The sequence below is a fragment of the Achromobacter spanius genome, assembly GCF_029637605.1.
Lineage (GTDB): Bacteria > Pseudomonadota > Gammaproteobacteria > Burkholderiales > Burkholderiaceae_B > Achromobacter > Achromobacter spanius_E.
In genome coordinates this window covers 2,946,682-2,971,461 of the sequence record NZ_CP121261.1, presented here as the reverse complement: position 1 = coordinate 2,971,461, position 24,780 = coordinate 2,946,682, and the positions used below count along the sequence as shown (strand labels likewise).

Here is a 24,780-nt window from a genome sequence, read left to right as displayed (position 1 = left end):
ACGGCGGCACAGGAGAGCACATGGGCGCGACGACACCCAACACGGGCGCCAAGCCCAGGCTGGTGGTGGTGGGCAACGGCATGGCCGGTATCCGCACGGTGGAAGAGCTGCTGGCGCAGGCGCCCGAGCTCTACGACATCACGGTGATCGGCGCCGAGCCCTACACCAACTACAACCGCATCCTGCTGTCCCCGGTGCTGACCGGGGAGCAGACCTTGCAGGACATCATGCTGAACGATGAAGCCTGGTATGCGCGGCACGGCATCCGGCTGCTGTGCAACCGCAAGGTCACGCGGGTGGATCGGGGGCGCCGCCGAGTGCATTGCGACGATGGCACCGAAGCCGCCTATGACCGCCTGCTGCTGGCCACGGGGTCGAACCCGACCATCCTGCCGGTGCCGGGCCACGACCTGGACGGCGTGGTCGCGTTTCGCGATATCGACGATGTGAACCGGATGATCGAGGCGTCGTCGCGCTACCGCAACGCGGTGGTGATCGGCGGCGGGTTGCTGGGCCTGGAAGCCGCCAATGGCCTGGCCGCCCGAGGCATGAACGTATCGGTGGTGCATCTGGGCGCGGCATTGCTGGACCGCCAGTTGGATCTTGAAGCGGCCGCGCTGTTGCGGCGCAGCCTGGAGGCGCGCGGCCTGACTTTCCTGCTGCAACGCCAGACCCGCGAGATCGTCGCGGGCGACGATGGACGCGTGCGCGCGCTGCGGTTTGCGGATGGCGCGGAAGTGCCAGCGGACCTGGTGGTGATGGCGGTGGGCGTGCGGCCGAATACGGCGCTGGCGGAAAGCTGCGGCTTGCGGGTGGATCGCGGCATCGTGGTGACCGATACCTTGCAGACCTATGACCCGCGCATCTACGCGGTGGGCGAATGCGTCAGCCATCGTGGCACGGCCTATGGCCTGGTCGCGCCCTTGTTCGAGCAGGCGAAGGTGGCCGCCAATCATCTGGCCATGCATGGCATAGGCCGATACGAAGGCAGCATCACGTCCACGAAACTGAAGGTGACGGGCATCGACCTGTTTTCAGCCGGGGACTTCACGGGCGGCGCGCACACCGAGACGATCGTGCTGGCTGATGCGCTGGACGGTGTCTACAAGAAGCTGGTGATCAGCGACGACAAGCTGGTGGGCGCGTGCCTGTATGGCGACACGGCCGACAGCAGTTGGTATGTGCGCTTGATGCGCGAAGGGCAGGGCATTGGCGCGCTGCGCGATCAGTTGATGGCGGGTGAGTTCGCCGGTGATGGGCTTGAGAACGCGGCGGCGGGCGGATAAACCATGGACATGCCGTTGCGCAGGATCGTGCCGCTGTCGAATGAGGGCGGCGCGCATGAGGGCGATCGCGAGCTGCGTTCGGTCTGCTGCTATTGCGGCACGGGATGCGGCGTGCGCGTGCAGGTGCGCGACGGCGCGGTGCTGCGGGTGCGTGGCGATGAAGATCATCCCGCCAATCACGGCAAGCTGTGCAGCAAGGGCCTGGCCCTGGCCGACACGGTGCGGCGAGACGGCGCGCGCGTGCTGTCGGCGCAATGGCGCGAGTCACGCGGCGCGGCGCATCAGGACATTGCCCTGGATCAAGCACTGGACATCGCGGCGCAAAAGCTGGCCGATACGATACTGACGCACGGGCCGGACGCCTTAGGGTTTTACCTGTCGGGCCAGTTGCTGACCGAAGACTACGCCGTCTTCAACAAGCTGGCGCGCGCGCTGGCCGGCACCAACAATATCGACACCAATTCCAGGCTGTGCATGTCCAGCGCGGTGTCCGGCTACAAGCGCACCCTGGGCGCGGATGCGCCGCCCGCCTGCTACGACGACCTGGACCTGGCCGACACCGTGCTGATCGCCGGTTCCAACATGGCGTACGCCCACCCCGTGCTGTTTCGCCGCCTGGAAGCGGCCCGCGCGCGCCGGCCCGGCATGAAGGTGATCGTGGTGGACCCCCGCCGCACGGATACCGCCGCGTTCGCTGACTTGCACCTGCCCATCGCACCGGGCACGGACGTGGCGCTTTTTCATGCCATGTTGCACGTGATGGTGCGCGAAGGACGGATCAACCGGGCCTACATCGACCGCCATACCGACGGCTTTGACACGCTGATGCATACCGTGGAAGCGTATCCCCCGACCGTGGTGCAGGACATTTGCGGCGTGCCGGCCGCCGACATCATCCAGGCCGCGCGCTGGTTCGGAAGCGGCGGCGCGGCGCTGTCGCTCTACACGATGGGCCTGAACCAATCGACCCAGGGCACCGACAAGAACACCGCGCTGATCCACCTGCATCTGGCCACCGGTCAGATCGGCAAGCCGGGCGCGGGGCCGTTTTCGCTGACCGGCCAGCCCAACGCCATGGGCGGGCGCGAAGCTGGCGGCATGGCGACATTACTGCCGGGCCACCGCGACCCGGCTGTGGCCCAGGACCGCGCCGAGGTCGCGGCGCTGTGGGGCGTGGACCGACTGCCCGACACGCCGGGCGCCACCGCACTGGAGCTCTTCGACGCCGTGCTGGAGGGCCGCGTGAAAGTGCTGTGGATTGCGGCAACCAACCCGGCGCAGTCGCTGCCGGATCAGGCCCGCGTGCGGGCGGCCTTGGAGCAAGCCGAGTTCGTGATCGTGCAAGAGGCCTTTGCCGGCACGGAGACGCTGCCCTACGCCGACCTGGTGCTGCCCGCCGCCACCTGGCCCGAGAAATCGGGCACGGTCACCAATTCCGAACGCCGCGTCAGCCGCGTGCATGCCGCTGTATCGCCGCCCGGCGATGCGCAGCCGGATTGGCGGCTGGCGCAGGCGGTGGCGCAGCGTCTGGCGGCCCGCATCGCGCCGGACAAGGCAGCGGCGTTTGCGTACCGCGACGAAAGCGAAGTCTTCGCGGAACACGTCCGCACGACGGCCGGACGCGATCTGGATTACAGCGCGCTGGACTACGGCATCCTGGATCGGGATGGCCCGCAGCAGTGGCCCTATCGGGCGGGGCAGGGCACGGCGCGCCTCTACGCCGACGGCGCGTTTCCCACCCCCAACGGCCGCGCGCGATTTTGCGATGTGCGCTATCTACCGCCCGCCGACGCGCTCACGCCAGACTTCCCCATGCCGCTGACGACCGGCCGTTTGCGCGACCACTGGCACACGATGGCGCGCACGTCGTTAGCGCGCGTATTGACGCAGCATGTTGAAGAGCCGTGGCTGTCTCTGCATCCTGATACTTTGCAGCGGCTGGGTCTGGCGTCGGGCGCCCTGGCTCGGCTGCGTTCGCGGCGGGGCAGTGTGGTGCTACCCGTGCAGGCGGACGAAGGGCTGCAACGCGGTCACGCCTTCTTGCCCATGCATTGGGGCAGCGCCTACATGGCGGGCCTGGGCGTGAACGCGCTGGCCAGTCCGGCCACGGATCCCTTTTCGCGCCAGCCCGAATTGAAATTCAGCGCCGTTGCCGTTGAACCCGCCGCGCTGCCCTGGCAGGCGTCAGGCTGGCTACAAGGCGACTCGGTGGCCTTGCGCGCGCGCCTGGCGCCCTGGCTGCGCCGCTTTGACTACGCGGTGGTGTTGCCATCCAGCGCGGGCGGCGTGCGCATTCGCGTGGCCGCGGCGCAGGCGCCAGACAACGACGTGCTCGCCGAATTGGCGCAGTCGCTGGATCTTTGCCAGGCCGACGTGGTGTTCGATGACCTGGCGCAAGGCAAGCTGCGCCGGGTGGCGGTGGCCGAGGGCGGCCTGCGCGCTTTCCTGCTGGCGGGGGACCTGCGGGCGCAGGACGCCTTGCTGTCCTGGGCCGCTGGCGGCAAGGCGCCCGCCAGCGTGTCCGCCTTGCTGGCGGGGCGCATCAGCGGGCCGGCGCGATCGCGTACGGTTTGCGCATGCATCGGCGTCAGCGAGTCCGCGATCCTGGCGGGCATTGCGCGCGGATGCGATCTGGACGGGCTGAAGTCCACCTTGGGATGCGGCACGGGTTGCGGTTCCTGCGTGCCCGAAGTGCGCGCGTTGATCGCCCGCGCCTCGACACGAGTGGACATATGTCAGGCACGGCAACCGGTGTAGTATCAAGCCAGCCGCCGCCAGCCGTGGGCGGCCTGTCCTGAATTCTGGAGTGGCTAGTGACGATGCAAAAAATCGCATCCTTGGTGTTTTGCGTGGGCGCGCTGGGCGCGGCCGCGTCGGTGCAGGCGGGCGTGTGCGACGCCCAGTTCATGCATGACGGCGGTGCGGTGCAGTTGACCGGCTCGGGCAACCTGGCCCTGGGCGCGGACCTGAGCTTCACCGAGGTTACAAAAAGCAATGGCGATAACTGCCGGGCGCGCGTGCAAGGCGTGGCCACCTTCGGCTACGCCGGCCTGCCACCGGGCAAGTCCAAGCTTGACTACCTGATGACGGTGAAGGGCGGCCAGGCCACCTTCGTGCGCTATGCCACCGCGGGCGAAGCGCCGAAGCCGTCCGAAGGCCAGTTCGACCTGCGCATGCTGGGCCTGTTCGCTTACGACGGCAATCTGAACGCAGGCCAGAAGCTGCCGGGTTCGTCGTTTCGTTTGAAGATCGGCAAGGAAGCGCCGGTGGGTGGTCAGCCCAGCACCACGGTTCGCATCGGCGAAAAAAGCGTGGGCCAAAAGACCTCGTTGAACACGGCTTTGGGCAACCAGTCGTGCCATCCCGTCAAGTACACGCGCAACTCGGATCCCACCATGGCCACCTTCCAAGGCCTGACCATTCCCATCCCCGGCATGAACACCACGGTCACCGATTGGTATTGCCCGGCGGTGAATCTGGTGATGAAGCAAGACATCGATCAGGGCGGCGTCAAATCGGCCGTTGAAATTACGCAGATCAAGTAGCACACGGTATCAAGCACGCCTTGTCGCGGGCAAGGCGGCTGGTATGATGTTTTCGTCATAGACACACAACAGGAGCTCAATAAAATGGCCACGAGAAAATCCGAAGAAGTCGCAAAAGAAAAACTCATCGACAGTGTCAAGACCAGCCTGACCGACGCCGAAAACCTGCTGCGCGAAGCAGCCGGCACCACCGGCGACAAGGCCAACGAATTGCGTGAACGCGCCATGACCTCGCTCAAGCGCACGCGCGAAGCCCTCTACGAAGCACAAGACGCCGTGTTGGAGCGTGGCCGCAAAGCCGCACGCGCCACCGACGACTACGTGCATGACAATCCCTGGCAAGCCATCGGCATCGCAGGCGTGACCGGCCTGCTGCTCGGCTTGCTGATCAGCCGCCGCTAAGGGCTTGAGCGTCAAAGGCGGGCACTGCCCGCCTTTGACGTTCCAGACGCCATGGGTCTACGAAAATCTGTTTTCGGCGTTGCCTCCAGTCTGGTCGGACTGTTGCGAACGCGCTTGGAGCTTCTGGCACTGGAAGCCGCCGATGAAAAGGCGCGCCTGCTCAAACTGCTGGGCATGGCATTTGCGGCGTTGCTGTTTTTGACGCTTGCGGTGCTGGTGTTCACGGTGACGGTGGCGGTGCTGTTCTGGCCCACCGAAGACCGCTACATGGCCTTGGGCCTGTTGGCGGCGTTCTACGGCATTGTCGGCATTGTGTTGCTGCTGGTTGTGCGCCACGGACTGGTCTATGGCGCGCCGCCTTTCGCGGCCACCCTGGATGAGCTGAGCCGCGATGCGGAACTGCTGGAACGGGTGCGTGATGCGCAAGACGACGATCCCCCGGCGCGTCGGCGCGAGGAGGACTGAACCATGTCGAAAAGGTCTCCCGTCGTGGATCGCGCCGTGCGTATCGAGCTGCTGCGCGCCCGCGCCGCCATCGAACGTGAATCGTTGGTGCATGACATCGTGACAACCGGCCAGAGGCTGGAACCCGCCTCGATCATCCGGGGGCTCTTGCCCCGGCTGGCCTCGGGCGGCGCCTCGCGTTGGGCCCTGCAGGCCATCACCATGGCGCGCCGCTATCCGCTGGTCAGTTCGTCCTTGTCGACGCTGCTGATGCGGGGCGGCAAACGGTTCAAGCTGCTGAAAATCGCTGGCGGCGCGTTGGTCGGCTGGCAATTGTTCAAGATGTGGCGCAGTTCCCGCGAGGACGATCAATAGGGTCCCGCGTTGTGCCTCGGAAAAAACCCCCGCCTTTTGAAAAAAAGCGGGGGTTTTTACATAGTGCGGATAGCTTGTGCTGAGGCGCTACAGGCCCAACTGGCCCCAGATATCGTCCACGCGTTTCTTGACTTCGGCATCCATCGTGATGGGCGTGCCCCATTCGCGCTGGGTTTCGCCGGGCCATTTGTTGGTGGCGTCCAGCCCCATCTTGCCGCCCAGTCCGGACACCGGCGAGGCGAAGTCCAGGTAGTCGATAGGCGTGTTTTCCACCAGCAGCGTGTCGCGCACGGGGTCCATGCGGGTTGTCATGGCCCACACCACTTCTTTCCAGTCGCGCGGGTTGATGTCTTCGTCCACCACCACGATGAACTTGGTGTACATGAACTGGCGCAGAATGCTCCACAGCCCGAACATGACGCGCTTGGCGTGGCCCGCGTACTGCTTGCGGATCGACACCACGGCCAGCCGGTAGCTGCAACCTTCGGGGGGCAGATAGAAGTCGACGATTTCCGGCAGTTGGCGGCGCAAGAGCGGCACGAAGACTTCGTTCAGCGCAACGCCCAGCACGGCGGGTTCGTCGGGCGGTTTGCCGGTGTAGGTGGAGTGATACAGGGGGTTGCGCCGCATCGTGATCCGCTCGACCGTGAAGACGGGGAACCAGTCCTGCTCGTTGTAGTAACCGGTGTGGTCGCCGTAGGGGCCTTCCAGCGCCATTTCATAATCGCTGTTGGGCGGCGGATTGACGCCTTCGGGCACCACGGGCTTGACGGCGCGCGGGTCGGAGGACGGCAGCAGATGCCCTTCCAGCACGATCTCGGCCCAGGCCGGCACCGACAGGTTGCTGCCCAAGGCCTGCGCGACTTCGGTGCGCGAACCGCGCAGCAGGCCGGCAAACTGGTATTCAGACAGGCTGTCGGGCACGGGGGTGACGGCGCCCAGCGTGGTGGCCGGGTCGGCGCCCAACGCCACGGCGATGGGGAAGGGCGTGCCGGGGTTGGCCAGGGCGTGGTCGCGAAAATCCAGCGCGCCCCCGCGATGCGACAGCCAGCGCATGATCAGCTTGTTCGGCCCCAGCAACTGCTGGCGGTAGATGCCCAGGTTTTGCCGCTTGGCATTGGGGCCGCGTGTGATCACCAGGCCCCAGGTCAGCAGCGGCGCCACATCGCCCGGCCAGCAGGTCTGGATCGGCAGGCGGGTCAGATCCACGTCCTTGCCTTCCCAGACCACTTCCTGGCAAGCCGGGCTTTTCACGTTCTTGGGGCTCATGTCCCACAGCGCGGCCTTCAGCATCGACACTTTGGCCAATGCATCGCGCAGGCCCTTGGGCGCCTCGGGTTCGCGCAGCGACGCCAGCAGCTCGCCGATGTCGCGCAGTGCGCTGACGTTGTTGGCGCCCATGCCGCGCGCCACCCGGGAAGGGGTGCCGAACAGATTGGTCAGCACCGGCATCTGCGCCGGTTGGCCGTCGTGGAGGGCTTTTTCAAACAGCAGGGCGGGGCCTTCGGCGCGCAGCACGCGGTCGGAAATTTCGGTCATTTCCAGGCGCGTGGACACGGGCGCGGCAATGCGTTTGAGCTCGCCCATGCGTTCAAGTTGGGCGAGGAAGTCTCTAAGGTCGCGGTATTTCACTACAGATCCCAGCGATTTGGTTACATTTGAGGTCGAAAGAGAGGTTAACATTGACTCCCTCTTTTTCCACGCAGGAGGTTTTCATGCCCGATGCGTCAGTGGCCAGCCTGTTCAGGAATATGGCCCAAGGAGTGCACCAGTATCTTGCCGAGTGCTTGCGAATCTGTTCAGTCTATCTGGGCATCGCGGTGATTGTGACGGTAAGTATGGGATTTGCCCTGCCCGGTTTGCGCGACCAGGCATTGCAAGTGCACAAAGCCTTGTTGACCGCCCTAGCGCCTTCATCCATGCAATCCGGCACCGATTCCGATGCCGGTTCCGAATTGGGTTCCGACACTGCGTCGGCAATTGCCATGGCCGTACCAACCGCTCCCGCCAGCAACGCCACCGGCATGCTGGGGCCTGCGCGCGTCGCGCCGCCCAAAAAGCCTGCCGTGTCGGCAACGGGACCCCAGGCGGAGGCCTTGCGCAACTATATTTCGCGCAAATACAAGGTGGCCTATGACGCCACCGGTCCGCTGTTGAACACCGTGTACAAGGTCAGCCGCGAAAAGAAGCTTGACCCCCTGCTGGTGCTGGCCGTCATCGCCATCGAATCCCGCTACAACCCCTTGGCCGAAAGCCACGTGGGCGCGCAGGGCCTGATGCAGGTCATGACCAGCGTGCATCAGGAAAAGTTCGACGCCGTGGGCAAGGACCCGCTGGACCCCTCCGCCAACATCGGCGTGGGCGCCACGATTCTGCGCGATTGCATCAACCGTCGCGGATCCGTCGACGCCGGGCTTGCCTGCTACGTGGGCGCCACCGGACCGAATGACAATGGCTACGGCGCCAAAGTGCAGGCGGAACGCCGGCGCCTGGCGCTGGCCTCGGGCATTGCGCTGGCGCGCGACTGACGCTGCCGGCCGCTCGGACCCCAAGCGCGCTTCTTTCCGAAGCGCGCTTTTTTTTGGTCAGCGTTGCAGCAGTTTGCCGATGCGCGCCACGGCCTCTTCCAGCCGGTCCAGGCCGGTGGCGTAGGAAAAGCGCATGGTGTGGCTGCCATGGGCCGGTCCGAAGTCCAGGCCCGGCACGGCGGCAACCCCGGCTTCCAGCAGCAGGCGCTGCGAAAATGCGGCGCTGTCCATGCCCAGGTTGCTGATGTCGGCGTAGATATAGAACGCGCCGTCCGGTTTGACGGGCACATGGATGCCCAAGCGCTCGAATTCGGGCAACAGGTAGTCGCGGCGCTGCTTGAACGCTTCGCGGCGGTGTTCGAAGGTTTTCATCGCCTGCTCGGTGAAGCAGGCCAGCGCGGCGTGCTGGGCCAGGGTGGGCGCGCAGATCGCCAGGCTGGCGGCAATTTTCTCAACCGGCGCCACCATGTCTTCGGGAACGATCATCCAGCCCAGTCGCCAGCCCGTCATATGGAAGTACTTCGAAAAACTGTTGATGACGATGATGTCATCGTCCAGGGTCAGGGCCGACTTCGGCTGGCCTTCATATGACAGTCCCAGGTAGATTTCGTCGACGATGGCAAAGCCGTCGCGTGCGCGAACCTGCGCCAGCAGTTCCGCCAATTCGGCATGGGCAATGGAGGTGCCGGTGGGGTTGCTTGGGGACGCCACCAGCACGCCCTGGGTGGCGGGCGTCCAGTGCTGGGCCACGTCAGCCGCCGAAAGCTGGAACCGCTTTTCGGCCGAACTCGGGATCAGGCGCGGCACGCCGCCGGCCGCCAGCACGAAGTTGCTGTTGGCGGGGTAGGACGGGTCCGGCATCAGGACTTCGCCGCCGTGGTTGACCAGCGCCGCGCAGGCCAACGTGAGCGCACCGGACGCCCCCGCCGTGACAATGACGCGCGCCGGATTGATCCTGGCGCCGAACCGGTCGTGGTAGAACTGCGCAATGGCCTCGCGCAGCGGCATCAGGCCGGCGGGTGGGCCGTAGCCGCTCAGGCCGGCGCGCGCGGCGCGTTCCAGCGCTTCCACCACCTGGGGCGGCGCGGTAAAGTCCGGTTCGCCGATGCCCAGGCTGATAATGTCCTTGCCCGTCGCCTGTAGCGCTTGCGCCTGCTTGAAAAGTTCCACTACCTGGAAGGTCAGAAAGTCATGGGTGCGAGTAGCAAGGCGGGGCATTGGATTCTCGAAAAGCGTCTTTGAAGCAAAAAGGAATTGTAGTCATGCAGCCATCCCGGCGCGCCTTCCTGCTTGGTAGGCGGCCCGCGCAAACGCCGTGGGCCGCTTTTATGCAGCGCTTGAAGCTGCTGTGCCAGGGGCAAGTCAATGATTTGGGCGAGAACGGTCCGGGCGGTGCGCAGGCCATCCTGACGCCCACGCGCGATGCCGACGTGGCCCATGCGCGCACGCTGTGTGCCGAGTATGGCGTGGTGATGACGTTGGAGGGGGCGACGGGGCCTTATGCGCCGTCCCCCGAGCCGCGCCTGCGGATTGATCCGTCGCGCCTGGCCGGCCTGGCCCGCTTGGTTGGCGAGTCGGGCAGTGCCCCAGGCAGTTACCCGGCGGCCAACCCTCCGCGTTGGCGGGCGCAGCCTGGCGTGCCCATGGCGGCCTTGGTCCAGGCCGGCTTGAGGCAGTTCGCGGGTTTTCCGGATGCCATGACCCTGGCCGAATGGCTGGCCGCGCCAGCGCCCTGGCCTGCTGGCCGCTGCGCCGCCTCGGGCGTGCTGACGGTGGATGTCATGTTGGCCGACGGCGTCGAGGAAACGCTGGGACCGTTTGGCGAGGCCGATGTCCAGCCGCTGCGCTCAGCCACCGTGCAAAGCCTGGTGCCCTCGCTGTTCCAGTTGGCTTCGGGCGGCGACGCCTTTGCCACGCGGGACGGCGATCACTGGCTGGGACGTTATCGGCTGGACGCGCTTAAACCCGAGGCCCCGGCCACCGTCAATCTGGCCCATCTGCTGCTGGGTCACGGCGGGACGCTGGCGTGGGTGCAAAGCGTCACGCTGACCGAGGCGCCGGCAGCGCCTTTCTTCCCCCCATCTGAACCACAAACGCCCGGGCTTGCCACGTTCCGGCTCGACGCGCGGGTCAAGGCGCTGTTCGACCCGCATGGTCGTTTTCCCCTATTTCTGTCCAATGAAACCTGACAATCGTTCAGCTTAATGTAAGATTCGGCCGCCTGTCCCGACCGAAGGGAGAGGCCGCGCGGGCATACCGCGACGGCCGTCATGGGAATAGAATTCCACCCTCTGTTTCACTTACCAGCCTGTAGCCGCCCATATGGATGCCAACCTTCGCAAAGCCGCCCTTGAATATCACGAGGCCGGCCGCCCCGGCAAAATCTCGGTCACGCCGACCAAGCAATTGACGAATCAGCGCGACCTGGCGCTGGCGTATTCGCCGGGTGTGGCGGCGGCTTGTGAGGAAATCGTGGCTGACCCGGCCAACGTGTTTCGCTACACCGCGCGCGGCAACCTGGTGGGTGTGATCACCAATGGTACGGCCGTGCTGGGCCTGGGCAATATCGGCGCGCTGGCCTCCAAGCCGGTCATGGAAGGCAAGGCGGTGCTGTTCAAGAAGTTCGCCGGCCTGGACGTGTTCGACATCGAAATCAATGAAACCGACCCCGACAAGCTGGTCGAGATCATTGCGGGTCTGGAAGCCACCTTCGGCGGCATCAACCTGGAAGACATCAAGGCGCCGGAGTGCTTCACCGTGGAACGCAAGCTGCGTGAACGCATGAAGATCCCGGTCTTCCACGACGACCAGCACGGCACCGCCATCACCGTGTCGGCCGCCTTCATCAACGGCCTGAAGGTCGTGGGCAAGGACATCAAGACGGTCAAGGTGGTGACCTCGGGCGCGGGCGCTGCCGCCCTCGCGTGTTTGGATTTGATGGTGGACCTGGGCCTGCCCCTGGAAAACATCTGGGTGACCGACATCGAAGGCGTGGTCTACGAAGGCCGCACCGAATTGATGGACCCGGACAAGGCGCGCTTTGCGCAAAAGACCGATGCCCGCAAGCTGGCGGAAGTGATCCAGGACGCCGACGTGTTCCTGGGCCTGTCGGCCGGTGGCGTGCTGAAGCCGGAAATGGTTGCCACGATGGGGCCGCGTCCGTTGATCCTGGCGCTGGCCAACCCCACGCCGGAAATCCTGCCGGAACTGGCGCATGGCGTGCGCGACGACGTGGTCATGGCAACCGGCCGGTCCGACTACCCCAACCAGGTCAACAACGTGCTGTGCTTCCCGTACATCTTCCGAGGCGCGCTGGACGTGGGGGCCACCACCATCACGCGTGAAATGGAAATGGCGGCCGTCTATGCCATTGCCCAGTTGGCACAGGAAGAACAGAACGAAGTCGTGGCCGCCGCCTATGGCACGTTCGACATCTCGTTTGGCCCGGAATATCTGATTCCCAAGCCGTTTGACCCTCGCCTGATCGTGCGCATTGCGCCGGCGGTGGCCAAGGCCGCGATGGACGGCGGCGTGGCCACGCGCCCGCTGGCCGACCTGGAAGCCTACGAAGCGCAGTTGCAGCAATTCGTGTACCACTCGGGCGCATTCATGAAGCCCCTGTTTTCGGCCGCCAAGCGCATCGTGCGTGAGGGTGGCCCCGCTCGCATCGTGTTCGCGGAAGGCGAAGATGAACGCGTGCTGCGCGCGGTGCAGGTGGTGGTGGACGAAGGTCTGGCCCGCCCCATCCTGGTAGGCCGCCCGTCGGTGCTGCTGACCCGCATCGAAAAACTGGGCTTGCGCTTGCGCCTGGGTGAAGACGTTGAAGTCACCAACCCCGAGTATGACGAACGGTTCCATCAATACTGGACGACATACTGGGAACGCATGTGCCGCCGAGGCATCACCAAGGAAATGGCGCGCGTGGAAATGCGCCGCCGCATGACCTTGATCGGCGCGATGATGGTGCACCTGGGCGACGCGGACGGCATGGTCTGCGGCTCGGTGGGGGCGTATCACGATCACCTGCGTTTCGTGGATGAAGTGATCGGCCGCCGCCCGGGGCACAACGTGTACGCCGCCATGAACATCCTGCTGCTCAATGAGCGCACGGTAGTGTTGGTGGACACGCACGTCAACGACGAACCCACGGCGGAACAGATCGCTGAATTCACCATTTCCGCCGCCAACGAAATGCGCCGGATGTACCTGGCGCCAAAGGTGGCGCTGCTGTCGCGTTCGAACTTCGGTTCCGGCAGCTCGGCGTCCGGCGCCAAGATGCGCCGCGCGTTGGAAATCGTGCGCGAAAAAGAACCCGAACTGGAGATCGACGGCGAAATGCACGGCGACTGCGCGCTGGACGAAGCGCTGCGCATGCGCATCCTGCCGTCGTCCACATTGAAGGGCGAAGCCAATCTGCTGGTGTGCCCGAACGTGGACTCGGGCAACATTGCCTACAACCTGCTCAAGACGGCGGCGGGCGGCAACGTGGCCGTCGGCCCGTTCCTGTTGGGCTGCAATGCGCCGGTGCATATCCTGACCTCCAGCTCGACCGTGCGCCGCATCGTCAACATGACCGCGATGACTGTGGTCGATGTCAACACGCCACGTTGAAGTGAGTCCCGCCGGTCCGGCGTGCCCGCGCACGCCGATCGGCCTGGTCCTGACGGGGGGCGGCGCGCGCGCCGCCTATCAGGTCGGCGTGCTCAGCGCCATCATGGAGCTGCTGGACCCCGACTGGCAGTCCCGCTTCCGTAACCCTTTTGACATCATCTGCGGCACGTCCGCGGGCGCGATCAACGCCGCCGCGCTGGCCTGCCGCGCCGATCGCCCGCACCTGGGCGTGCGCCGCATTCGTCGGCTGTGGTCGTCGCTGAATACCGACATGATCTACCGCGCCGACGCGCCCGGGCTGATACGCACGGGCGTGCGCTGGCTGGGGCTGCTGTCGCTGGGGTGGATGTATTCGGGGCTGACGCGCAAGCGGCCGCAGTCGCTCTTGGACAACGGCCCCATGGAGGCGCTGCTGGGACGGGTGCTGAACTTCGATCATCTGCGCGCCAACCTGGAAGGCGGCGCACTGTCGGCGCTGGCCATCACGGCGTCGGGCTACACCAGCGGCGAACACCTGACCTTCTACCAGGCGCACGCGCCCATCGAACCCTGGCACCGCTATTTGCGGCTGGCCATCCCCACGCCCATCAGCATCGACCATCTGATGGCGTCGTCATCGATCCCTTTTGTGTTCCCCGCGCGGCAGGTGCAGGTGCATGGCAAGGGCGAATGGTGCGGCGACGGGTCCATGCGCCAGTTGGCGCCGATCAGCCCGGCCATTCATCTGGGCGCGCACCGCGTCCTGGTGATAGGCACGGGCTTTCGCGACGATACCCATCCCGAGAACCGCGAAGATTCCCCACCGTATCCGTCCTTGGCCCAGGTGGGCGGGCATGCGCTGTCCAGCATCTTCCTGGATGGCCTGTCGGTGGACGTGGAACGGTTGGAGCGCATCAATGCCCTGATGGAGCACGCCACGCCGGACGGCGTCCAGGTCAATGTGCGCCGCATTCAGGTGCTGACCATCACGCCCAGCCAGTCGCTGGACACGATGGCGCTTGAGCACCTGCAAGACATGCCCGCACAAGCGCGTGCCCTTTTCCGCGTACTCGGTGTATCGTCCGATCCAGGCCGTCCCGGGGGCGGTGCGCTGATGTCGTATCTGCTGTTCGAATCCAGCTACACCAAGCGATTGATTGAACTGGGTTATGCCGATACGATGCAGCGTAACGAAGAAGTGATCGCCTTTTTCAAGGAGGCTCAGGCATGACGCGCAATGGCCAATCTACGTTGCAGAAGCAGCTTCTGCGCGGGGGAGCGCTGCCTCATGAGGGGCTGGACAAGAAGGCCGTCGTGGATGCCTCCCACGAGCTGGGCCTGGCCTTGTTCGTTGCCAACTGCGACCCCGCCCGCAGCCGTTCCGCGGTGCTGCGCGCCATTGTCAAGGCGGTGGACTTTCCCGAATACTTCGGCGGCAACCTGGATGCCCTGTACGACTGCCTGTGCGATACGGTCCTGGACCACAAGACTGGTGTCGTGTTGTGGCTGTACCGGTTGCACTCGGGCGACCCGGTATTGGAAGAAGACGCCGCCCGCATTGAAACCGTATGTTCTGACGCGGCCGATTTTGCCCGCGAGAACGGTCGCATTTTTGCGTTCGTCATTGAGCACGCTGGCAAGCACCCCGATCCGGAACCCGGCGTCGCGGCGGCGCCCTATGGTGAAAACGACTGAAGGCGCACCCGCCTAAGCCTTTGACGGATCGGCGGGGGTTGCCGCTGGGTTGCTGCTTTGTCGCGGGTTTGTCACCACAGGGTTGGTCACCACTTGGTGGCCGCCCGGGGTTCTAACTGCTACCAGCCCATCAACGCGCTGACGGCCGCCAGCAAGGCCAGCCCGGCCGTCTCCGTGCGCAGCACGCGCGGACCGAACCGCACGGCCTGTACGCCCGCGTGGCGGGCCAGATCCAGTTCCTTGTCCGACCATCCGCCTTCCGGCCCGACCAGCAAGGTCAGCGCCGATAAGTCGGGCGTGGCTCGCAGCTTGCCGGCCAGATCGTCGGCGGCCTCTGGATGACACAAGAGGCGCAACCCGTCGGCGGGCTGTGCCAGCCATTCAGCCAACGTTTGCGGCGCGTCCACCGTCATCAGGCGGTTGCGGCCGCACTGCTCACTGGCGGATTGTGCAATGCGCTGCCAATGCGCAACGCGCTTGTCCAGCCGAGGCCCCGATAACTGCAACACGCTGCGTTGCGCGGCAATAGGGCTGACGCGGACTGCCCCCAGTTCCACCGCTTTTTCCACCACCCAATCCATCTTGTCGCCCGACGGCAAGCCCTGAACCAGGGTGATGCGCCCGGCAAGCTCGGCTTCGCGGGGCTTGAAATCGCCGAGCGTGGCGAAGCCTGCCTTGCCATCGACCTCAAGCACGGCGTCGTACTCGCCACCCTGGCCATTGAACAGCACAACGGTTTCGCCTGCTTTCAGCCGCAGCACGCGCAACGCATGGTGTGCCAGGGCGTCCGGCAAGGCGACACGGGTGCCGGCAACAAGGGGAATGTCGCAGAAAAATCGGGGGGCGGACATGGGCGTTCGGGCGCGGGGGGCGGGCGATCAGGTTATTTGAGCGCGTAGCCTACCACCTTGACCCCCCATTCCAGGAAGGTCGGGGCGCTGGACGCCAGGTTCAGGCCCAGCAGCGTCAGAAACCCCACCGTCATTTTCTTGTCCAGCCGCATGAACAGGGCGCGCAGGTCAGCCAGGTCTTCGTGCGTGGCGAAACGCTTGAGTTCTTCGCGGGTGGGCAACTGCGCGATCTGATTGCGGATTTCGGCCAGTTCTTCGCGGCGCGCGAAGGGGGCGATCATGGTGGCCATTTCGTTGCGCCAGTCTTGCCGAAGCTTGGCGGCCAGATCGGCTTCGCCCTTGATCTGGGCGTGCTCCAGTGCCCGCGCCAAGGCTACGGCACGTTCTTCGCCCACGGCATTTCGCAGGGCCATGAAGCCTTCGATGGGGATGGTCAGATTCAGCATGAGGCCCATGGTAGGGGACTCCATCAGAGAGATACAGGGCTCCAAGCTGAATGTCGGACTCCTTTCCCGCAATTGTGGGAGCTACGCTGATATTCCCCCCGGAGATACGCTTCATTACATCGGGCTTAAGAGCGATGGCGTGAGGGAAATCCCCTGATGCTAAAATCGTCTGCTTCGCAACCCACTCAACTGGCCCCTATATTCCCCTTAGGCGCGCCAGCTTCAAAGAGCCTTCCGAATGAGCAATCCGACCGCCCCTAAACTTGCCTTGGCGGATGCCATCCGCGCCCTCGCGATGGATGCTGTGCAACAAGCGAACTCCGGGCATCCGGGTGCTCCCATGGGCATGGCGGAAATCGCCCAAGCCTTGTGGACGGGCAACCTGCGCCACAACCCCAAAGATCCCGCCTGGGCCAACCGCGACCGTTTCGTGCTGTCCAACGGCCACGGCTCGATGCTGATCTACGCGCTCTTGCACCTGACGGGTTACGACCTGTCGATCGACGAGCTCAAGAATTTCCGCCAGTTGCATTCCAAGACGCCGGGCCACCCCGAAGTGGGTATCACCCCGGGCGTGGAAACCACCACCGGCCCGCTGGGCCAGGGCCTGGGCAACGCCGTGGGCATGGCGCTGGCCGAAGCGCTGCTGGCCGCTGAATTCAACAAGCCCGGCCACACCATCGTCGACCACCACACCTACGCCTTCACGGGCGACGGCTGCCTGATGGAAGGCATCTCGCACGAAGTGTGCTCGCTGGCCGGCACGCTCAAGCTTTCCAAGCTGGTCGTGCTGTATGACGACAACGGCATCTCCATCGACGGCCACGTCGAACATTGGTTCGCCGACGACACCGCCAAGCGCTTCGAAGGCTACGGCTGGAACGTGATCCGTGGCGTTGACGGCCATGACGTCGCTGCCGTGGACGCCGCCATCAAGGCCGCGCGTTCGCAATCGGAAAAGCCCACGCTGGTCATCTGCCGCACCGTCATCGGCAAGGGTTCGCCCAACATGGCCGGCACGCACAACGTGCACGGCGCGCCGCTGGGCAAGGACGAAATCGCCGCCACGCGCGCCGCGCTGGGCTGGTCGTCGGAACCGTTCCAGATTCCGCAAGACGTGTACGACGGCTGGGATGGCCGCAAGTCGGGCGCCGCGGCCCAAGCCGAATGGCAGACCGCGTTTGATGCCTACGCCGCCGCATTTCCCGCCGAAGCCGCTGAATTCACGCGCCGCATGAAGGGCGAAATGCCCGAGGGCTACGCCGACCAGTTCAAGGCCTTCCTGGCCTCGACCCTGGAAAAGGCCGAAACCGTCGCCACCCGCAAGGCCTCGCAATTCGCGATCGCCGCGCTGGCGCCGCTGCTGCCTGAAATGCTGGGCGGCTCGGCCGACCTGACCGGTTCCAACTTCACCGACTGGAAGGGCGTTGGCGCCGTTCGGGCCGGCGACAAGGGCATCCAGTTCGGCCGCCACATCAACTACGGCGTGCGCGAATTCGGCATGGCCGCCATCATGAACGGCGTGGCCCTGCATGGCGGTTACCTGCCTTTCGGCGGCACCTTCCTGACGTTCTCGGACTACTCGCGCAACGCCATCCGCATGGCCGCGCTGATGAAGCAGCGCGTCGTGCACGTGTTCACGCACGATTCCATCGGCCTGGGCGAAGACGGCCCGACCCACCAGTCGATCGAACACGCCGCCAGCCTGCGCCTGATCCCCAACCTGTCCTTGTGGCGTCCTTGCGATACGGCCGAAACCGCCGTGGCCTGGAACGCTGCCGTGACGCGCCCGACCAGCATCGGCATGGACGTGCATGACGGTGGCCCGACGGCCCTGTTGCTGTCGCGCCAGAACCTGCCGTTCGTGCCGCGCGATGCCGCCACCGTGGACGCGATTGCGCGCGGCGGCTACGTGCTGCGTGATGCCGAAGGCGCCCGCGCCGTCATCATCGCCACCGGCTCGGAAGTGGCCATTGCGCTGGAGGCGCAGGCCCAACTGGCCAAGGACGGCATCGCCGTGCGCGTGGTCTCAATGCCCAGCACCGACGTGTTCGACAAGCAGGACGCCGCCTGGAAACAATCCGTGCTGCCCAAGGGCCTGCCGCGCGTGGCTGTCGAAGCCGGCGTGACCGCCTTCTGGCACAAGTACGTGGGCCTGGAAGGCGCCGTGGTCGGCATCGACCGCTACGGTGAATCCGCCCCGGCCGGCGCATTGTTCAAGTTCTTCGGGCTGACCGCCGACAAGGTGGCCGAGACCGTCAAACAGGTTTTGTAAAAAAGGGAGCTTAGTATGACTATTCGCGTCGCCATCAATGGTTACGGTCGCATCGGCCGCAACATCCTGCGTGCCCACTACGAAGGTGGCAAGAAGCACGATATCGAAATCGTCGCCATCAACGATCTGGGCGATCCCAAGACGAACGCGCACTTGACGCGCTACGACACCGCCCACGGCAAGTTCCCGGGTACCGTCGAAGTCGACGGCGACTTCATGGTCGTCAACGGCGACAAGATCCGCGTGCTGGCCAACCGCAACCCGGCTGAACTGCCCTGGGGCGAGCTCAAGGTTGACGTGGTCCTGGAATGCACGGGCTTCTTCACGACCAAGGAAAAGGCCGGCGCGCACATCAAGGGCGGCGCCAAGAAAGTCATCATCTCGGCCCCGGGCGGCAAGGATGTGGACGCCACCATCGTGTTCGGCGTGAACCACGGCGTGCTGAAGTCGACCGATACGGTCATTTCGAACGCTTCGTGCACCACCAACTGCCTGGCCCCGCTGGTCAAGCCGCTGAACGACAAGCTGGGCCTGGAAAACGGCCTGATGACGACCGTTCACGCCTACACCAACGATCAGGTCCTGACCGACGTCTATCACGAAGACCTGCGTCGCGCGCGTTCGGCCACGATGAGCATGATCCCCACGAAGACCGGCGCTGCCGCCGCCGTGGGCCTGGTGCTGCCGGAACTGAACGGCAAGCTGGACGGCTACGCCATCCGCGTCCCGACCATCAACGTGTCGCTGGTCGACCTGTCGTTCGTGGCCAGCCGCGACACGACCGCCGAGGAAGTGAACAGCATCCTGAAGGCCGCGTCGGAAGGCGAGCTCAAGGGCATCCTGGACTACAACACCGAACCCCTGGTCTCGGTGGACTACAACCACAACCCGGCCTCCAGCACCGTTGACGCGTCGCTGACCAAGGTCTCGGGCCGTCTGGTCAAGGTCTCGTCCTGGTACGACAACGAGTGGGGCTTCTCGAACCGCATGCTCGACACCACCGTCGCGCTGATGTCGGCCAAGTAAGCAACACGGTCAGTCCAGAGGGGACGGATTTGTTTTCCGCCAATGCGGAAAATGGGTTCGTCCCCTTTGTTCGCCTATCGTAGGAATTCAATTATGTCCAAGGTCAATACCCTGTCCGCGCTGGCCAAGTCCGGCGCTCTGTCCGGCAAGCGCGTGTTCATCCGTGCCGACTTGAACGTGCCGTTCGATGACGCCGGCCGCATTTCCGAAGACACGCGCATCCGCGCGTCCGTGCCCGGCATCCGCCTGGCGCTGGACGCCGGCGCCGCCGTGATGGTCACTTCCCACCTGGGCCGCCCGAAAGAAGGCGTGCTGACCGACGCCGATTCGCTCGCCAAGGTTGGCCAACGCCTGTCCGAATTGCTGGGCATGCCCGTGCAGTTGGTGCGCGACTGGGTCGATGGCGTGCAAGTCGATCACGGCCAGGTCGTGCTGCTGGAAAACTGCCGCGTGAACGTCGGCGAAAAGAAGGACGACGAAGCACTGGCCAAGAAGATGGCCGCGCTGTGCGACGTCTACGTCAACGACGCCTTCGGCACCGCTCACCGCGCCGAAGCCACCACGCACGGCATCGCGCGCTTTGCGCCCGTGGCCTGCGCCGGCCCCTTGCTGGAAGCCGAGCTTGACGCCCTGGGTCGTGCGCTGCATGAACCCAAGCGCCCGCTGGTCGCCATCGTGGGCGGCTCGAAGGTCTCGACCAAGCTGTCCATCCTGCAATCGCTGGCCGACAAGGTTGACCAGTTGGTGGTGGGTGGCGGCATTGCCAACACCTTCCTGCTGGCCGCCGGCCTGCCCATCGGCAAGTCGCTGGCGGAACCTGACCAGGTTGAGCAGGCGCGCGCCGTGATCGACATGATGAAGCAGCGCGGCGCAGCCGTGCCGATTCCGGTGGATGTGGTGTGCGCCAAGGCATTCGGCGCGGATGCCGAAGCCACGGTCAAGGCCGCCACCGACGTGGCCGACGACGACATGATCCTGGACATCGGCCCGCAAACCGCGGCGCAGTTGGCCGAGATCCTGAAGAAGGCCGGCACCATCGTCTGGAACGGCCCGGTTGGCGTGTTCGAATTCGACCAGTTCGCCAACGGCACCGAAGTGGTGGCGCGCGCGATTGCGGAGTCCGACGGCTTTTCGATCGCCGGTGGTGGCGACACGCTGGCCGCCATCGCCAAGTACGGCATCGGCGAGCAGGTGGGCTACATCTCGACGGGCGGCGGCGCGTTCCTGGAATTCCTGGAAGGCAAAACCCTGCCGGCCGTGGCCGTGCTGGAAGCTCGCGCGTCGTAAAGGGATGGTTCGCGCTACGCGCGAAATGATGGATCGTTCGCGCAATGTCCCATCGTAGGATGGGTGTGGCGCGAGATGGTCTCTGCAAGGGCGCTGCAATTTATCGCGCGAACCCATCAAGCGGCATTCGCATGTGGCTGATTCAGCCATTGCGCCTGTGCTGCTTGATGGGTTTCGCGCGTTTGGGGCTGGTGTTCTTCTTTGGATTGGGCTCGCGCTGCACCCATCCTACGTGCCATTGGACATCGGTTTTTAACCGACCATCCTTATTCCATTTTGGCGCCGGAGATTTTCACGATCTCTGCGTAGCGCTGGATTTCCGATTGGATGAACGCGCCGAATTCTTCCGGCGATTGGCCGGCTGGCACCAGCGCGCCCATGTTTTCCATGCGCTGCTTCACGTCCGGGCTGGCCACGACGGCGTTGACTTCCTTGTTCAGGCGTTGCACCACCTCCGACGGGGTGCCGGCGGGGGCCACGATGCCGTACCAGGCCGACGCAAACATCTTCGGCACGCCTGCTTCCTCGAAGGTGGGCACGTTCGGCAGGGCCGGCAGGCGTTGATGCGAGGCCACGGCCAGTGCGCGCAGGGCGCCGGCCTGAACCTGGGCCAGCGAGCCCGTGTCCAGCATCATGTCGACTTGTCCAGCCAGCAGGTCCGACACCGCAGGGCCGCTGCCCTTGTACGGAATGTGCATCACGTCCGCGCCCGTCAGGTGCTTGAACATCGAACCCGCCAGATGCTGCGACGAGCCCACGCCGCCCGAGCCGTAGTTCAACTTGCCGGGTTCTGCCTTGGCGGCCGCGACCACGTCCGCGACCGATTGAAAGGGCGACTGCTTCGGCACTTCAAGAATGTTGGGAATCTCGGCCACGAAAGCGACCGGTGCGAAATCCTTGGCCGCATCGAAGCCCAGGCGCGAATACAGGTGCGGATTGGCCGCGTTGGTGGAACTGGTGGCCATCAAGAGTGTGTAGCCGTCGGCCTTTTCACGCACGAAGGACGCGGTGCCGATGTTGCCGCCCGCGCCGGCCTTGTTGTCCACGATCACCGTCTGCCCCAATCGTTCTGACAGGCGTTGCGCCAACAAGCGGCCCAATGAATCCGTGGCGCCTCCTGGCGGCCAGGGCACCACCAGCTTGATCGGGCGGTCGGGATAGGTTTGTGCGTGCACGGCCGGGGCAACGCCCGCGGCAAAGGTGGCCAGGATAAGCGCGCGGCTGGCGCGGCGCAGGAAGGCGTAGGACATCAAGTCTCCAGAAGTGCCGGCCCTGTCCTTCGCGTCGGGTGGTCGATGCGGGCGGGCCATGTCGGTGTGCAAGTCGCGGCGCGGGGCCGCTGTTCTTATGCGGGGGACTCTACGCAATCCGGCTTTTCGATAAAAGAGATAAATACGCAACGATCTTCATTCTAAAAAGGAATGAAAAGTGACAGCTTGTTGATGTGGATCGGGTTCAGTGTGCGCCGCCTGGTGTAGCCTTTGCGGTCTATGTGCCCGTCGCGCATCATCATCCATCGGTCGTCTCGCAGCATCATGAACCTACGCTTCTTCCCTGGCCTGAACAATTTCCGTGGCATGACCCGAGATTCGGCGCGGCGCGACGTCATGGCCGGGCTAAGCGTGGCGGCGGTGGCCTTGCCGGTGGGCCTGGCCTATGCCGCCATGATGGGCGTTCCCCCCGTCGCCGGCCTGTGGGCCGCCATTGCGGGCATGCTGGGCTATGCGCTGTTTGGTTCGTCACGCACCCTGATCGTGGGGCCGGACACCGCCACCTGCACGCTCATCGCCGCCACCCTCACGGGCATGGCGCTGACATCCCCCGAAGACCGGCTCGTGGCCGCCACCGGCATTGCGCTGACCGTGGGCGTGGGCTGCCTGATCGCCCGCGTGCTGCGGCTGGGCGTGCTGGCCAACCTGCTGTCGCGTCCCGTCCTGATCGGCTACATGGCCGGCGTGGCGATTACCTTGGCGGTGTCGCAAATGAGCGGGTTGACGGGCGTGGGACTGCGCAACAGCGGCCTGGTGCATCCGTTTCTGGAGCTGTCCCGGCGGGTGCAGGAAATCCAGATTCCAACCCTGATCCTGGGGCTGGCCTCGTGTGCGTTGCTGATTGGGGTCAAGCGCTGGCGGCCGGCCTGGCCCGGCCCGATCCTGCTGGTGGTGGGGGGCTGCCTGTTGTCGTGGCTGTTTGATTTTCCCAGCCTGGGCATCGCGGTCGTGGGCGACGTGCCGGCCGGCTTGCCGGGCATCAGCCTGCCCATGCGGCTGGAAGGCGTGGACAGCATGCTGTTGGGCGCGGCGGGGGTGCTGGTGGTCAGTTTTTCCAGCGGCATCGTCACGGCGCGCAGCTTTGCCGCCCGCACCGGTGAACATGTGGACCCCAACCGCGAACTGGTGGGCTTTGGCGCGGCCAATGTGGCGGCGGGTCTGTTTCAGGGGTTTGTCGTGACGGGCGCGGATTCGCGTACAGCGGTGGGGCTGGTGGCCGGGGGCTCGTCGCCGCTGGTCAGCGTCAGCGCGGCCGTTGCGCTGGCGATCGTTGTGGGCTTGTTGAGCGCGCCGCTGTACTGGCTGCCGCAAGCCGTGCTGTCGGCCATCTTGCTGCTGGCGGCGGCCAGCCTTTTCGATGCCAAGGCCTTCATGCGCCTGGCGCGCATTTCACGCATTGAACTGGCTTTTGGCATTTTGGCGGCGGTGGGCGTGGTGGGCTTTGGCGTGCTGCAAGGCGTGGCGGTGTCGGTGGGCGCGACCTTGCTGTACGCCATGTATGTGTCGGGCAACCCGCGCGACGCGCTGCTGGGCCGGCTGCCCGGCGAATATGTGCTGGGCAAGCTGCATCTGAACCCCGACGCGCAGCCCGTGCCGGGCGTGGTGATCTGGCTGTTTGAATCATCGGTCTGGTTCTTCAACGCCGATGCTTTCCGGCGCCGCGCGCGTGAGGTCATGGAGCACGCGGGTGACGCCACCTGGTTCGTGCTGGACGCCGAAGCCATGACGCAGGCCGATGCCGATGCGGTCGAAGCGCTGTATGAGCTGAAGCGCGAACTGGATGCGCGCCAGATCAGCTTGCTGGTGGCGGGCGGCCATGGGCAGTTCCGCATGGCGCTTGAACGCTCGGGGCTGGTCAAGAAAATTGGCCGCGACAAGATCTTCGGCAGCGCCGAACAAGCGGTCGAAGCGATAGAGCGGTGGCGCCAGGGGGCGCCAGCCACGCTTGCCTGAGCCTAATCGATGATGTGATAGCCGCCGTCGATGTACAGCGTCTGCCCTGTCATGAGCCGCGCGGCGTCGGTGGCCAGCCACGCGGTGGCTTCGCCCACATCGTCAATCGACACCAGGCTGCGCGCGGGTGCCTTGGCTTGCGCGCGGTCCAGCAGCGCGTCGAATTCCGCAATGCCGGAGGCGGCGCGCGTCTTCAGCGGCCCGGGCGAAATGGCATGTACGCGGATGCCTTGCGGGCCGAGTTCGGCGGCCAGATAGCGCGTGGCGGATTCCAGCGCCGCCTTCACCGGCCCCATCATGTTGTAGTGCTCCACCACCATCTGCGAGCCGTAATAGCTCATGCAGAACAGGGCGCCGCCCTTGGCCATCAGCGGTTCGGCCAGTTTCGCCATGCGGATGAACGACCAGCACGACACATCCATCGCTTGCAGGAAGCCTTCGCGCGAGCAGTCCGTCACGCGGCCATGCAGGTCGTCGCGCGGGGCGAAGGCGATGGAGTGCAGCACGAAGTCCAGGTGGCCCCATTCGGCCGTGACGCGGTCGAACACCGCTTCCAGTTCACCCTCGTTCAGCAGGTTCAGCGGCATCAGCAGCGGCGCGTCCACCTGCTTGGCCAGCGGCGCGACGTGGGGCAGGGCCTTGTCGTTCAGATAGGTCACGGCCAGTTCGGCGCCCATGGCGCGAAACGCCTTGGCGCAGCCCCAGGCAATGGAATCGGCGTTGGCGATGCCGGTCACCAGGCCGCGCTTGCCGGCCAGCGGCAACGCCGCGTTCGAGGTAGGGGCGTTCATCGTGGGCTCACTCGC

Annotated in this window: 20 protein-coding genes and 1 pseudogene; 15 read left to right on the top strand and 6 right to left on the bottom strand. The window is 65.2% G+C overall.

Going from position 1 to position 24,780, the window contains the following annotated elements:
- Positions 1-20 precede the first annotated feature (20 nt).
- The 6 genes and pseudogenes from P8T11_RS13205 to P8T11_RS13180 all read left to right on the top strand — a co-directional run.
- Positions 21-1,446 (top strand): annotated as a pseudogene (locus tag P8T11_RS13205) (NAD(P)/FAD-dependent oxidoreductase); the annotation flags it as partial.
- Entirely contained in the window at positions 1,398-4,043 is a 2,646-nt protein-coding gene (locus P8T11_RS13200; RefSeq protein ID WP_431521707.1) for a molybdopterin-dependent oxidoreductase, read from the top strand. The pseudogene P8T11_RS13205 and the gene P8T11_RS13200, both read left to right, overlap by 49 nt.
- A gap of 62 nt (positions 4,044-4,105) precedes the next feature.
- On the top strand, positions 4,106-4,831 hold the full coding sequence (locus tag P8T11_RS13195) for a hypothetical protein (protein ID WP_268081523.1): 726 nt from the start codon (positions 4,106-4,108) through the stop codon (positions 4,829-4,831).
- Between the two features lie 84 nt (positions 4,832-4,915).
- Positions 4,916-5,233 carry a DUF883 family protein gene (locus P8T11_RS13190; RefSeq protein ID WP_268081524.1) on the top strand — a complete coding sequence of 106 codons (318 nt, stop codon included), beginning with the start codon at positions 4,916-4,918 and terminating at the stop codon, positions 5,231-5,233.
- Positions 5,234-5,284: 51 nt separating this feature from the next.
- Entirely contained in the window at positions 5,285-5,698 is a 414-nt protein-coding gene (locus P8T11_RS13185; protein ID WP_100854827.1) for a phage holin family protein, read from the top strand.
- A gap of 3 nt (positions 5,699-5,701) precedes the next feature.
- Complete coding sequence (locus P8T11_RS13180) at positions 5,702-6,052, top strand: hypothetical protein (RefSeq protein ID WP_268081525.1); 351 nt, start codon at positions 5,702-5,704, stop codon at positions 6,050-6,052.
- Between the two features lie 87 nt (positions 6,053-6,139).
- On the opposite strand, the gene ubiD is transcribed toward P8T11_RS13180, so the two are convergent.
- Entirely contained in the window at positions 6,140-7,684 is a 1,545-nt protein-coding gene (gene ubiD / locus P8T11_RS13175) for a 4-hydroxy-3-polyprenylbenzoate decarboxylase (protein WP_268081526.1), read from the bottom strand.
- 83 nt (positions 7,685-7,767) lie between these two features.
- Between ubiD and P8T11_RS13170 the strand changes: the two genes are divergently transcribed.
- Positions 7,768-8,580: a lytic transglycosylase domain-containing protein gene (locus tag P8T11_RS13170; protein ID WP_268081527.1), complete on the top strand. Its 813-nt coding sequence runs from the start codon at positions 7,768-7,770 to the stop codon at positions 8,578-8,580.
- Positions 8,581-8,637: 57 nt separating this feature from the next.
- Here the strand turns inward: P8T11_RS13170 and P8T11_RS13165 are convergent, their stop codons facing one another.
- Complete coding sequence (locus P8T11_RS13165; protein WP_268081528.1) at positions 8,638-9,798, bottom strand: pyridoxal phosphate-dependent aminotransferase; 1,161 nt, start codon at positions 9,796-9,798, stop codon at positions 8,638-8,640.
- A 44-nt stretch (positions 9,799-9,842) separates the two neighbouring features.
- Between P8T11_RS13165 and P8T11_RS13160 the strand changes: the two genes are divergently transcribed.
- From P8T11_RS13160 to P8T11_RS13145, 4 genes are all read left to right on the top strand, one after another.
- Positions 9,843-10,769: an FAD-binding protein gene (locus P8T11_RS13160; RefSeq protein WP_268081529.1), complete on the top strand. Its 927-nt coding sequence runs from the start codon at positions 9,843-9,845 to the stop codon at positions 10,767-10,769.
- 133 nt (positions 10,770-10,902) lie between these two features.
- Complete coding sequence (locus P8T11_RS13155) at positions 10,903-13,191, top strand: NADP-dependent malic enzyme (protein WP_268081530.1); 2,289 nt, start codon at positions 10,903-10,905, stop codon at positions 13,189-13,191.
- Positions 13,172-14,401, top strand: coding sequence for a patatin-like phospholipase family protein (locus tag P8T11_RS13150; protein ID WP_268081531.1), 1,230 nt, complete (start codon positions 13,172-13,174; stop codon positions 14,399-14,401). The genes P8T11_RS13155 and P8T11_RS13150 overlap by 20 nt, the downstream gene beginning before the upstream one ends.
- The gene (locus tag P8T11_RS13145) at positions 14,398-14,865 is read left to right on the top strand and encodes a barstar family protein (RefSeq protein ID WP_006222736.1); all 468 of its coding nucleotides are present in this window, start codon (positions 14,398-14,400) and stop codon (positions 14,863-14,865) included. The genes P8T11_RS13150 and P8T11_RS13145 overlap by 4 nt, the downstream gene beginning before the upstream one ends.
- Before the next feature lie 119 nt (positions 14,866-14,984).
- On the opposite strand, the gene P8T11_RS13140 is transcribed toward P8T11_RS13145, so the two are convergent.
- Together P8T11_RS13140 and P8T11_RS13135 are read right to left on the bottom strand one after the other, a co-directional pair.
- A complete protein-coding gene (locus P8T11_RS13140; RefSeq protein WP_268081532.1) occupies positions 14,985-15,716 on the bottom strand; it encodes a 16S rRNA (uracil(1498)-N(3))-methyltransferase in 732 nt (243 codons plus the stop codon).
- 32 nt (positions 15,717-15,748) lie between these two features.
- A complete protein-coding gene (locus tag P8T11_RS13135) occupies positions 15,749-16,171 on the bottom strand; it encodes a hypothetical protein (protein ID WP_268081533.1) in 423 nt (140 codons plus the stop codon).
- 229 nt (positions 16,172-16,400) lie between these two features.
- On the opposite strand from P8T11_RS13135, the gene tkt reads away from it, so the two are divergent.
- The 3 genes from tkt to P8T11_RS13120 all read left to right on the top strand — a co-directional run bounded on the left by tkt (position 16,401) and on the right by P8T11_RS13120 (position 20,750).
- A complete protein-coding gene (gene tkt, locus P8T11_RS13130) occupies positions 16,401-18,437 on the top strand; it encodes a transketolase (RefSeq protein ID WP_268081534.1) in 2,037 nt (678 codons plus the stop codon).
- Positions 18,438-18,452: 15 nt separating this feature from the next.
- On the top strand, positions 18,453-19,463 hold the full coding sequence (gene gap / locus P8T11_RS13125; protein ID WP_006221200.1) for a type I glyceraldehyde-3-phosphate dehydrogenase: 1,011 nt from the start codon (positions 18,453-18,455) through the stop codon (positions 19,461-19,463).
- 93 nt (positions 19,464-19,556) lie between these two features.
- Positions 19,557-20,750: a phosphoglycerate kinase gene (locus tag P8T11_RS13120; RefSeq protein WP_268081535.1), complete on the top strand. Its 1,194-nt coding sequence runs from the start codon at positions 19,557-19,559 to the stop codon at positions 20,748-20,750.
- A gap of 266 nt (positions 20,751-21,016) precedes the next feature.
- Here the strand turns inward: P8T11_RS13120 and P8T11_RS13115 are convergent, their stop codons facing one another.
- Complete coding sequence (locus P8T11_RS13115; RefSeq protein WP_268081536.1) at positions 21,017-22,000, bottom strand: Bug family tripartite tricarboxylate transporter substrate binding protein; 984 nt, start codon at positions 21,998-22,000, stop codon at positions 21,017-21,019.
- Positions 22,001-22,285: 285 nt separating this feature from the next.
- Between P8T11_RS13115 and P8T11_RS13110 the strand changes: the two genes are divergently transcribed.
- The gene (locus tag P8T11_RS13110) at positions 22,286-23,974 is read left to right on the top strand and encodes a SulP family inorganic anion transporter (protein WP_268081537.1); all 1,689 of its coding nucleotides are present in this window, start codon (positions 22,286-22,288) and stop codon (positions 23,972-23,974) included.
- A 2-nt stretch (positions 23,975-23,976) separates the two neighbouring features.
- Here P8T11_RS13110 and fabI read toward each other — a convergent pair whose 3' ends face one another.
- Positions 23,977-24,765, bottom strand: coding sequence for an enoyl-ACP reductase FabI (gene fabI, locus P8T11_RS13105; protein ID WP_268081538.1), 789 nt, complete (start codon positions 24,763-24,765; stop codon positions 23,977-23,979).
- Positions 24,766-24,780: the final 15 nt, after the last annotated feature.

Bases quoted from the DNA above. Each gene is read 5' to 3' on its own strand.
- P8T11_RS13195 (WP_268081523.1), top strand. From the start codon at position 4,106: ATGCAAAAAATCGCATCCTTGGTGTTTTGCGTGGGCGCGCTGGGCGCG.
- P8T11_RS13190 (WP_268081524.1), top strand. From the start codon at position 4,916: ATGGCCACGAGAAAATCCGAAGAAGTCGCAAAAGAAAAACTCATCGAC.
- P8T11_RS13185 (WP_100854827.1), top strand. From the start codon at position 5,285: ATGGGTCTACGAAAATCTGTTTTCGGCGTTGCCTCCAGTCTGGTCGGA.
- P8T11_RS13180 (WP_268081525.1), top strand. From the start codon at position 5,702: ATGTCGAAAAGGTCTCCCGTCGTGGATCGCGCCGTGCGTATCGAGCTG.
- P8T11_RS13170 (WP_268081527.1), top strand. From the start codon at position 7,768: ATGCCCGATGCGTCAGTGGCCAGCCTGTTCAGGAATATGGCCCAAGGA.
- P8T11_RS13165 (WP_268081528.1), bottom strand. From the start codon at position 9,798: ATGCCCCGCCTTGCTACTCGCACCCATGACTTTCTGACCTTCCAGGTA.
- P8T11_RS13160 (WP_268081529.1), top strand. From the start codon at position 9,843: ATGCAGCCATCCCGGCGCGCCTTCCTGCTTGGTAGGCGGCCCGCGCAA.
- P8T11_RS13155 (WP_268081530.1), top strand. From the start codon at position 10,903: ATGGATGCCAACCTTCGCAAAGCCGCCCTTGAATATCACGAGGCCGGC.
- P8T11_RS13150 (WP_268081531.1), top strand. From the start codon at position 13,172: ATGTCAACACGCCACGTTGAAGTGAGTCCCGCCGGTCCGGCGTGCCCG.
- P8T11_RS13145 (WP_006222736.1), top strand. From the start codon at position 14,398: ATGACGCGCAATGGCCAATCTACGTTGCAGAAGCAGCTTCTGCGCGGG.
- P8T11_RS13140 (WP_268081532.1), bottom strand. From the start codon at position 15,716: ATGTCCGCCCCCCGATTTTTCTGCGACATTCCCCTTGTTGCCGGCACC.
- P8T11_RS13135 (WP_268081533.1), bottom strand. From the start codon at position 16,171: ATGGGCCTCATGCTGAATCTGACCATCCCCATCGAAGGCTTCATGGCC.
- tkt (WP_268081534.1), top strand. From the start codon at position 16,401: ATGAGCAATCCGACCGCCCCTAAACTTGCCTTGGCGGATGCCATCCGC.
- gap (WP_006221200.1), top strand. From the start codon at position 18,453: ATGACTATTCGCGTCGCCATCAATGGTTACGGTCGCATCGGCCGCAAC.
- P8T11_RS13120 (WP_268081535.1), top strand. From the start codon at position 19,557: ATGTCCAAGGTCAATACCCTGTCCGCGCTGGCCAAGTCCGGCGCTCTG.
- P8T11_RS13115 (WP_268081536.1), bottom strand. From the start codon at position 22,000: ATGTCCTACGCCTTCCTGCGCCGCGCCAGCCGCGCGCTTATCCTGGCC.
- P8T11_RS13110 (WP_268081537.1), top strand. From the start codon at position 22,286: ATGAACCTACGCTTCTTCCCTGGCCTGAACAATTTCCGTGGCATGACC.
- fabI (WP_268081538.1), bottom strand. From the start codon at position 24,765: ATGAACGCCCCTACCTCGAACGCGGCGTTGCCGCTGGCCGGCAAGCGC.